Raw genomic sequence first — 10,953 nt, forward strand, 5'->3', positions numbered from 1 at the left:
AGCTTAAATTTTGAGGATATCCTCATGTTAGAAGTATAGAAATTTAGTTTTCATTAAAATGAGGCTATAATTTATAGCGAAATACTTTCTTAACTTTTATAACAAGCTTCAACCCCCAATAAATAAATTTTAAAAAAGTAGTGTATAAAAAATTTCAAATTACAGTTAATTTGAGGTTTTTAAAAGTATAATTCTTAAGTTTATAAGTTTAAAATTTAATCTTTTAAGTTTATATTATTTCTATTTCCTGGTAAATCTTGATACCAATAGAAGTGAGATGTTCCGCCAGACGTTGCCCAATCAGCAAACAGGTTATACGCATCTGTAATGATTACTTTTTCTTTTGGCGCTTTGTATTCTCCTGCAATATTAATAGCCCATGGCAAACCTGTGGGTGTTTTAAAATCGCCATCACTATCTTTTACTGTTGGTGATGTTTCAATAGTTGTTGTTGTAGGATAATAGGTTGTTGGTTTTGTTGGCAAGTGTACTTCTTTTGTTCTGTCTTTGTTGATAATTAGAAAAGGATTAAACGGAGCAGTACCTAATGCAGCAGTAGTGATCGGAGTATCAAAGACAATAGAAATGGTGTTAGGGATACCTAGATTTGTATGTGCGTTATCAAAAAACACGATGACTGCATTTTTTTGTAATTGTTCCGTGCCGTTTGCATTATTTGTGATGATGCCTTCTGTTAAATTAGGTACGATAACACTTGCAATGGCAGAGGGTAATACGTCTTCTAACTCGATACCGAAACCATTTGTAAAACTAGCACCTATAGAAGTAACAACATAATTATAGTTTACCTGTATTACTTCATTTTCAGCATTTAAAATAGTTTCTATGTTGTAACTGATTACTAAATCGTTAAAATCATAATCACCTGCATAAGGCCATAAATCTTCAAAAGCTAAAGTAGCATTTGTTAATTCTGTTGGATAAAATATTTTATTATTAGTTCCTGTACAATCACCAGCAGCAGTTTCTGTAATTACAATATGGTCAATAAAGTTACCGCAACTTCCTGCGCCTACAGCTTCAAAAATAAAATAAGTATCGTCTTGTCCTGCTGGTACGGTATAGGTTCCAGAATATTGTTTCCAGGCTGTATTGCCCGTTATCATGGTCTTTTCAGTAGTCGCAGTTACAAGGTTTTCTCCAATTCTTACAACAGCTGTATCAGTTCCTGATCTACCTCTGTGCCATACAGACCAGTTTATTTCTGCACCCGGACTTGTACAAATACGCTGATATAATGCCGAATTTTGATTTGCATTTAGTTCTACAAAATAAGATCTATTTTGAGCGGGTACGCCTAGAAATCCAGATTTCCATAGTTCAATTTTACTGTCGGTTGCAGTTGTAGACCAACCATCAACATTGTTTTCACTTGTAATAATATAACTATTAGGCAGTTCAGGTCCTTCTTCAAAATCGTTGTTTAGAAAGAAATTATCAGTACATTCTGCACAGCCATTTGCACTAGCTTTGTATGCCGTTTTATTTTTAGCGCCAGATTTGTTTGTTGTTTTTGTTACGTTAAAATTAATTTTACCATTTAAAACGTCTATAATTTCAGAAGAATATTCAAGACCATCTTTTCGTAAAATATATACTTTTGCAAACACGCTAGATAAACTAAATGTTTGACTAATCTTGCTGTTGTAAGGTTTTCCTGAGTATAATAAGTTCTTTAGCGCTTCAGAAATATTTTCAGCTTCAGTGCTATATTTGTCCGAGTACGCAAAAACGTCATACTTTACATGTGGTGTTTCGTCATTAATAGATAATGTAACTGCTCTTTCGGTTTTAAAATTAAAATTATTAGGAATTGATAAATTTTCTAAAACTTGGATCGCGTCAGTTGATGCTTCTCCTGCTTGCGGTTTCTGCAAATCTACTTCAGTTGGCATACAAGAACTTAAAATTATCAAGAACGTTAAGAGAAAGTAAAGGTTTAATTTTTTCATAGCTGGTAATATTTAATTGCTCTAATTGAGTGCAAGTTACTTATAGAAACAATTATTTACTTTGAAAAAAGATTATTGAAGTTTTAGTTACAAGGAGTCGCTAAAAGGTGTCGATGAATGGTGTTTTTAGTAGGTAATTTGCTTTTTGATAAAACGATATTTAAAGTAAAAAAAAACTGCCTTTTCAGGCAGTTTAATATCTTTGATAAGAATAATATAAGGTGTTTTATAGTTTAAATGCTTTTTTTACAGCATCTACGTAGTCTAATTTTTCCCAAGTAAAAGTTTCTACTTCTTCAGTAACAGTTTCTCCCATTGGGTTAGAAAATGTTACCGTTTTTATTTCAGGTGTTCTTCCCATGTGACCGTAGGCTGCAGTTTCTGAATAAATAGGGGTTCTTAACTTTAAACGCTGTTCTATAAAATAAGGACGCATATCAAAAATAGTTTCTACAATTTTGCTGATTTCTCCGTCGGTTAAATTAACGGTAGAGGTTCTATACGTATCTACATTAATACTTGTAGGTTTTGCAACACCAATAGCGTAAGAAACTTGTACTAAAACTTCTTTACACAATCCGGCAGCCACTAAATTTTTAGCGATATGTCTTGTTGCATACGCTCCAGATCTATCTACTTTACTTGGGTCTTTGCCAGAAAAAGCGCCTCCGCCATGCGCACCTTTTCCTCCGTAGGTGTCAACTATAATTTTACGACCTGTTAAACCGGTGTCTCCATGAGGGCCGCCAATTACAAAAATACCTGTTGGATTTATATGATAGGTAATATTATCGGTGAATAATTTCTGAATATCTGGGGTTAATTTCGCAATAACTCTTGGAATCAGAATGTTAAGAATATCTTTTTTAATTTTAGTCAACATCACTTCTTCTGAAGGATCAAAATCATCGTGTTGGGTAGAAATTACAATTGCATCGATTCTTTCAGGAACATTGTCATCAGAATACTCTATCGTTACCTGGCTTTTTGCATCTGGCCGTAAATAGGTAATATCGTTGTTTTCTCTGCGCAAATTAGCTAATTCTATTAACAATCTATGTGACAATTCTAACGCTAAAGGCATGTAGTTTTCTGTCTCGTCGGTTGCATAGCCAAACATCATTCCTTGATCTCCTGCACCTTGTTCTTCTGGGGTGGTTCTATCAACTCCTTTATTAATATCTGGAGATTGTTCGTGAATTGCAGACAAAACTCCACAAGAATTTCCATCGAACATATAGGCGCTTTTGGTATATCCAATTTTGTTGATGACATCTCGCGCAATTTGCTGAACGTCTAAATAGGTTTCAGATTTCACTTCACCGGCCAAAATAACTTGTCCGGTTGTCACCAAAGTTTCGCAAGCAACTTTACTGTTTTTATCAAAAGCTAAAAAATTATCAATTAGAGCGTCAGAAATCTGGTCTGCTACTTTATCTGGGTGGCCTTCAGAAACACTTTCTGATGTAAATAAATATGACATACTATTCTTTTTTATTTAGTATAGAAAAATTAAAAAAGATTGCTTTCAGGCTAAAAGGAGTATAGAATTACTGCTTTAGCATTTTATTTATTCTGAAATAATTTCGGAATAAGAGGTTGCAATCAGTTCAAATTTTTCCTCTTAATTATACTACAAAAATACGTTTTAAAATTAGAGTCTGTCATTTTTTTGCGATAATTATTTATGATAGCATCATTGATACATCATTTTTGGACTCTTAAAATTGATGTTTTTGAAGAATAAATAATCTAACAGAAAAATATTATGAAATTGACATTAATTAAAAATAAACCCCTTTTTGTTTGGATATTAATCTTTTCTGTTGCAATATTTGTACTCACAAAGTTCAAGAACTTATTGAAATGTTATCAAGAAAGGTTGAGGGATTAGACCCGTTGAAACCTTAGCAACCCTTTGTAAATACTGAAATCTATTCAGTATTTCAAAGAAGGTGCTAAATTCTACTCTTTATGCTGAAGCATGTACTTAATTTATTTTAGTATCGTTTCAGGAAAAATAATAAAGGATAGATAACAAAAGAAAATTTTCCGCATTTTGGGAAATTCTATTTTCTTCATAACATTTTTCTAGTTTAATCATCAATAAAGAATTGATGCATTTATTTTCAGCAATAGAATATTTTCTATTGTTTAATCAGAGAAGAAATTCTCAAAACAAACAGAAAAATGAGCACACAAAAATTAGCAACAAACGCATTACATGCAGGTCATGATGTAAAAGCAAATGGAGGAACAAGAGCCGTTCCTATTTATCAAACAACATCATATGTTTTTAACAATTCAGAGCACGCCGCAAATCTTTTTTCCTTAAAAGAATTGGGCTTTATTTACACACGGTTAAACAATCCTACAAATCAAATTTTGCAAGATCGGTTAGCGGCAATAGAGGGCGGAATCGGAGCCGTAGTTTTTGCTTCAGGAACTGCAGCAATTGCTACAGGTTTCTTAACGCTTTTAAAAGCAGGAGATCATATTGTTGCTTCGAGCAGTTTATATGGAGGCACGTATAATTTATTAAACGTTACGTTACCAAGACTAGGCATTACAACAACATTTGTAAATGCCTCAAATCCCGATGAATTTGCAGCTGCAGTGCAAGACAATACAAGAGCATTTTTTGTAGAATCTTTAGGAAACCCGAAGTTAGACGTATTAGATTTAGAAGCAATTTCTGTACATTCTAAAGCGGCAGAAGTTCCTTTTATTGTTGATAATACAGTAGCAACCCCAGCGCTATTAAATCCTATAAAACATGGTGCAGATCTTGTAATTCATTCGTTAACAAAATATATTGGCGGTCAAGGAAACTCTTTAGGAGGTGCTATTATTGATGCAGGTACTTTTAATTGGGCAAACGGAAAATTTCCAGAATTTACAGAACCTTCAGCAGGATACCATGGTTTAAAATACTACGAAACGTTGGGTGCAGCTTCATTTGTTTTTAAATTGATTTTAGAGGGATTACGTGATTTTGGTGGCGCATTAAGTCCAACAAACGCATTTAATATTATTCAAGGTTTAGAAACTTTATCGGTAAGAATTAAACAGCATTCAGAAAATGCTTTGGCATTGGCAATTTGGTTAGAAGCACAAGATGAGGTTACTTGGGTAAATTATCCTGGTTTAGAAAGCAGCAAATATAAATCTTTAGCAGATAAATATTTACCAAAAGGGCAAAGCGGAATTGTAACTTTTGGCGCAAAAGGAGGTTTTGAAGCGGCGAAAAGTATTTCAAATGACACTAAATTATTCTCACTATTGGCAAATATTGGTGATACAAAGTCTTTAATTATTCATCCGGCAAGTACAACACACCAACAATTAGATGCGGCAGCGCAAGAGAGTGCAGGTGTTAGCCAAGATTTAATAAGATTGTCTGTAGGTATTGAAGATTTAGAAGATTTAAAAGCAGATTTAAAAGAGGCTTTCGCAAGTATTCCAAAAGAAGTTTTAGTTTAAATTAATCAATAACAAGGGGCTTTGGTCTCTTGTTATTTTAAAATTAAAAATCATCAACAGCAACGGACTTTAGTTGTCAACAAAATGAAATCATCAATAGTAACAGGCTTTAATCCACTGTTAAAATAACAAACAAAAGCAAGGTAGCATGCTTCCTTGTTAAATAAAAAAAACATGAGCGATTTAATATTTACTGTAAAAGGCGAAAGTTCATCTCCAGCAAAGTTTATTGCACAAACAAGAAATTTTCGGTTGGTGATAGACGAACCTGAAGACCTAGGAGGAACAGATGAAAACGCAAATCCTGTAGAATATATTTTGGCAGGTTTAGCAGGTTGCTTAAATGTTGTTGGACATTTAGTAGCAAAAGAATTGGGTTTTACAATCAATAAATTGAAAATTGAAGTAGAAGGAAACATCAATCCAGCTAAATTATTTGGAATTTCTGATAACGAAAGAGCAGGTTTCAAGGAAATTAGTTTAAAGCTGATTCCAGAAACAAATGCATCAATTGAAACATTAGTTTCTTGGCTAAAAATAGTTCAAGATAGATGTCCTGTAAAAGATAATTTATTGAATGTTACTCCAATAAACATCCATGTAGAAAAACAATTTGCAGTTCAATAAAAAAGTAAACACATTACAAAAATAGAAGAGGTTTAAACCTTTTGTTCCAAAATGGAAAACCAACTACAACACACCGTCATAATAAATTTCACCACAGAAAGTGGCGCTCAATTTAAAGACATTCAATTAAGTTATCAATTGTTTGGTCAAGAATTGGGCACGGCTCCTGTTGTTTTAGTAAATCATGCATTAACAGGAAATAGCGATGTTGCTGGTAAAAATGGTTGGTGGAAGGATATTATTGGAATCGAAAAAACAATTGATACAAATACCTACACAATTTTAGGGTTTAACATTCCTGGAAATGGTTTCGACGGTTTTGTGATCGAAGATTATAAAAGTTTTATTGCAAGAGATGTTGCCAATATTTTTTTAATAGGATTGCAACAATTAAAAATTGAGAAGCTTTTTGCATTAATTGGGGGTTCTTTGGGCGGCGGAATTGCTTGGGAAATGCTTGTGATCAATACAAAATTAACCAAACACTTTATACCAGTCGCTACAGATTGGAAATCTACTGATTGGTTGATTGGCAATTGCCAAATTCAAGAACAATTTTTAATAAATTCAAGCAATCCGGTGCACGATGCTAGAATGCATGCCATGCTGTGTTATAGAACTCCAGCCTCTTTTAAAGAACGTTTTCAGCGCTCTAAAAAAGAGAATTCTACTGTTTTTAACGTAGAAAGTTGGTTGTTACATCACGGAAAAAAATTGCAAGAACGCTACCAATTGTCGTCTTATAAATTGATGAATCAGTTGCTTCGATCGATTGATGTTACGAATAATGGTCAGAAAAATATTGAAATTTTGGATGCTATTGAAGCGGATATTCATATTATCGGTGTAGACTCTGATTTATTTTTTACTGCGGAAGAAAACAGAGAAACGCATAAAAAGCTAGCATTAACGAAAGAAAATGTTACCTATAATGAAATAAATTCTGTGCACGGTCATGATGCATTTTTAATTGAATATGATCAATTACAAGTGATTATTGAACCTATTTTCAATAAAGACTATAGAAAGAAAAAGATGAAGGTAGTAAAGTTTGGGGGGAAATCTTTAGCCAACGGAAAAGGGTTGGAGAATGCCATTGAAATTATCAAAAATAAATATCAAAATAAAGAAAAAATTACGGTTGTAGCTTCTGCGAGAGGTAATTCTACAAACGATTTAGAAGCTATTTTAAAAAGGGCAGTTCGTAAAAAAGAATATAAAGCGAAGTTTGAAAAGTTTAAAAAATATCAACAAGAGCCGAATCATGAAGTTGATTTTTCGAAAGAGTTTTTAAAGTTAGCCACTATTTTTGAAGGGGTTTCTTTATTGGGCGATTATAGCTTAAAAATTAAAGATGAGGTTTTAGCGCAGGGCGAAGTTTTATCCGTAAAAATGCTGGTAAGTTTATTAGAAAAAGAAAATATTGTTGCAAACATAACAGATACTAGAAACTTAATTATTACAGATGATAACTTTGGAAATGCACAACCCATTCATCCGGTTTCTAAAGAAAATGTACTCACATATTTTAAAAAACATAAAGATGTTATTAATATTGTAACTGGTTTTATTGCATCAAACAAAAAAGGAGAAACAACTACTTTAGGAAGAAGTGGAAGCAATTATACGGCTTCTTTATTAGCCAATTTTTTAGATGCTGATGAATTGCAAAATTATACACATGTGAATGGTATTTTTACTGCAAATCCTGATTTGGTTGCAGATGCTAAAAAAATTGAACAATTATCGTTTTCGGAAGCCAATGAATTAGCCAATTTTGGAGCTACTATTTTACATGCAAAAACGATTATTCCGCTGTTAGAAAAAAACATCAATCTTCGTATTTTAAATACGTTTAATATAGAGGATAAAGGAACTTTAATCACCTCAGAGTCGTCTACAAAAGGAATTAAATCTATTTCTACGATTGATAATGTTGCGCTTTTAAATTTTGAAGGCAGAGGTTTGTTAGGGAAAGTTGGTGTGGATGCTCGTATTTTTAAAGCTTTGAGTGACAAAAACATCAACATAAGTATTATTTCTCAAGGTTCTTCAGAAAGGGGAATCGGTTTAATTATTGAAGTAGAACGAGCGCAAGAAGCTATTCAGGCACTCGAAAAAGAATTTGAAAATGACTTTTATTCACAAGATGTAAATCGTATTTCTATTGTAGAAAATGTTGCTGTAATATCCATTATAGGGCAAGATTTAAGCGAGTTTCATCATCCGTATAATGCTTTAATCAAAAACCAAATTGTACCGATTTTATTTAACAATACGGTAACTGGTAAAAATGTGAGTTTGGTGGTTAAAAAGACAGCACTAAACAAAGCTGTAAATGTAATTCACGGTCAAGTTTTTGGGGTGACAAAAAAAATAAACATTGCTATTTTTGGGAAGGGTTTGGTAGGTGCAACGTTAATTGATCAAATTATAGAAAACGCAACATCGGTTTTAGAAAGACGAAAAATTCAATTGAATGTTTTTGCAGTGGCGAATTCTAAAAAAGTTCTTTTAAGCAAAAACGGAGTTTCTAAAAACTGGCAGCAAGATTTAGTAGAACACGGAGATGCTACAATTACGGTTAACGACGTTATCGAATTTACTAAAGAGCATCATTTCGAGAATTTAATTCTAGTAGATAATACAGCAAGCATCGATTTTGTAAATAATTACATTCCGTTTATTGAAGCTGGGTTCGATTTAGTTTCTTGTAATAAAATTGCAAACACCTTATCTTTTGATTTTTACAAAGAAATACGAGCAAAATTAAAAGAATATAAAAAGCAATATTTATACGAAACAAATGTGGGTGCCGGTTTGCCTTTAATTGATACAATCCGTTTGTTGCACGAATCAGGAGAAAATATCACCAAGATTAGAGGTGTTTTTTCAGGCAGTTTAAGTTATTTGTTCAATACCTTTTCTTCGGAAGATGTTCCGTTTTCAAAAACCTTGCAAGAAGCAATCGACAAAGGATTTACCGAACCCGATCCGAGAGAGGATTTAGGCGGAAATGATGTGGCTAGAAAATTATTGATTTTAGCCCGAGAATTAGAATTAGAAAACGAATTTGATGAAGTAGTGATTAAAAATTTGATTCCGGGAAATTTAAGAGGAGGTTCTGTAACTGACTTTTTAGGTAATTTAGAATTGTTAAATGAAGAATATCAAATCTTAAAAGAAAGTCAGAAACCAAATCATGTTCTGCGATATATTGGCGAATTAAGTGGAGATTTATCCAAAGAAAAAGGAAATTTAGAAGTAAAATTAGTGTCTATTTCTACCAACACACCTTTAGGGTCTTTAAAAGGTTCAGATGCAATATTTGAAATTTACACAGAATCTTACGGCGAACAACCCATTGTAATTCAGGGAGCAGGAGCAGGGGCAAGCGTAACGGCAAGAGGTGTTTTTGGAGATATTTTGAGATTGGCGAAGAGTAATAACTAACTATGGCTGATGGTTTTTAGTTAATGGTTTTAGCACGAACCAAAAACAGTCAACCAGAAACAAACAACCAAAGAATGAAAAAACATTTCGAAACAGAAGCCATAAGAAATCAGACAGAAAGAACACAGTTTTCTGAACATTCTACGCCTTTATATTTAACGTCTAGTTTTATTTTTGAGGATGCAGAAGAAATGAGAGCATCTTTCGCAGAAGAGAAAGAGCGGAACTTATACAGCCGTTTTACAAATCCGAATACAACAGAATTTGTAAATAAGATAGTTGCGATGGAAGGCGCACAAGCGGGTTATGCTTTTGCCACAGGAATGTCTGCTATTTTTTCAACATTTGCAGCGCTTTTAAATGCTGGAGATCACGTAGTTTCTTGCCGATCAGTTTTTGGTTCAACACACAGCATGTTTACCAAGTTTTTACCAAAATGGAATATTAACACCTCTTATTTTAAAGTAGATGAAGTGGATTTGGTAGAGGGTTTAATAACTGAAAACACCAAGATTTTATATATAGAAACACCTACAAATCCTGCGGTAGATATTTTAGATTTAGAATTACTTGGTAAAATTGCAAAAAAACATAATTTAATTTATATCGTCGATAATTGTTTTGCAACACCTTATGTGCAACAGCCTATTAAATTTGGTGCAGATTTAGTAATTCATTCCGCAACAAAATTAATTGACGGTCAAGGAAGAGTTTTAGGTGGTGTAACGGTCGGTAGTAAAGAGTTGATGCGAGAAATCTATTTATTCGCAAGAAATACAGGGCCAGCAATGTCGCCATTTAATGCTTGGGTTTTATCAAAGAGTTTAGAAACGTTAGCGATTCGAGTAGAAAAACATAGTAAAAACGCAAAAAAAGTAGCAAAATTTCTAGAAGCAAATGAAAATGTGGAATTGGTAAAATATCCATTTTTAAAATCGCATCCACAATATAAAGTAGCTAAAAAGCAAATGAAATTAGGAGGAAATGTGGTTGCTTTCGAAATTAAAGGCGGTATTGAAGCTGGCATAAAATTTCTTGACAACATCAAAATGTGCTCATTATCAGCAAATTTAGGGGATACAAGAACAATTGTTACGCATCCGTCATCTACAACGCATGGACGTTTATCTGAAGAAGATCGTTTAGAAGTTGGCATTACCAATGGTTTGGTACGTATTTCTGTAGGTTTAGAAAACATCAATGATATTATTGCAGATATTGAACAGGCTTTAGAATCGTAATAGGTATCTATCTGAAAATATTAGCTTTAGCTTTTTATTTGATATATTTGTAACTATTCAGCGGATGTTTAGTGGTTGTTAACAATTTGATTTATTTTATCCACAATTTTTTATTTTTAGTCATTCTATTTCAAAAAAAGCAGTTGTTTATGCACATCGGTTGATAAGTGTGTGAT

At 32.9% G+C, this 10,953-nt stretch carries 6 protein-coding genes and 1 riboswitch; of the genes, 4 read left to right on the plus strand and 2 right to left on the minus strand.

Annotated elements, in window-relative coordinates; genetic code table 11:
* Positions 1-215: 215 nt before the first annotated feature.
* Together ES044_RS01280 and metK are read right to left on the minus strand one after the other, a co-directional pair.
* A complete protein-coding gene (locus ES044_RS01280) occupies positions 216-1,973 on the minus strand; it encodes an LruC domain-containing protein (RefSeq protein ID WP_147117741.1) in 1,758 nt (585 codons plus the stop codon).
* A 226-nt stretch (positions 1,974-2,199) separates the two neighbouring features.
* Positions 2,200-3,456, minus strand: a complete 1,257-nt coding sequence (gene metK / locus ES044_RS01285; RefSeq protein ID WP_147117742.1) for a methionine adenosyltransferase — start codon at positions 3,454-3,456, stop codon at positions 2,200-2,202.
* 383 nt (positions 3,457-3,839) lie between these two features.
* A riboswitch (SAM riboswitch) is annotated at positions 3,840-4,000 on the plus strand.
* 163 nt (positions 4,001-4,163) lie between these two features.
* Between metK and ES044_RS01290 the strand changes: the two genes are divergently transcribed.
* The 4 genes from ES044_RS01290 to ES044_RS01305 all read left to right on the plus strand — a co-directional run bounded on the left by ES044_RS01290 (position 4,164) and on the right by ES044_RS01305 (position 10,777).
* Complete coding sequence (locus ES044_RS01290; protein WP_147117743.1) at positions 4,164-5,456, plus strand: O-acetylhomoserine aminocarboxypropyltransferase/cysteine synthase family protein; 1,293 nt, start codon at positions 4,164-4,166, stop codon at positions 5,454-5,456.
* Between the two features lie 174 nt (positions 5,457-5,630).
* Positions 5,631-6,083 carry an OsmC family protein gene (locus ES044_RS01295; RefSeq protein WP_147117744.1) on the plus strand — a complete coding sequence of 151 codons (453 nt, stop codon included), beginning with the start codon at positions 5,631-5,633 and terminating at the stop codon, positions 6,081-6,083.
* A gap of 51 nt (positions 6,084-6,134) precedes the next feature.
* Positions 6,135-9,536, plus strand: a complete 3,402-nt coding sequence (thrA, locus tag ES044_RS01300; protein WP_147117745.1) for a bifunctional aspartate kinase/homoserine dehydrogenase I — start codon at positions 6,135-6,137, stop codon at positions 9,534-9,536.
* Between the two features lie 74 nt (positions 9,537-9,610).
* Entirely contained in the window at positions 9,611-10,777 is a 1,167-nt protein-coding gene (locus ES044_RS01305; protein WP_147117746.1) for a trans-sulfuration enzyme family protein, read from the plus strand.
* Positions 10,778-10,953: the final 176 nt, after the last annotated feature.

It is taken from the genome of Polaribacter sp. IC066, from assembly GCF_007997085.1.
In the GTDB taxonomy this organism is placed as follows: Bacteria; Bacteroidota; Bacteroidia; order Flavobacteriales; family Flavobacteriaceae; genus Polaribacter.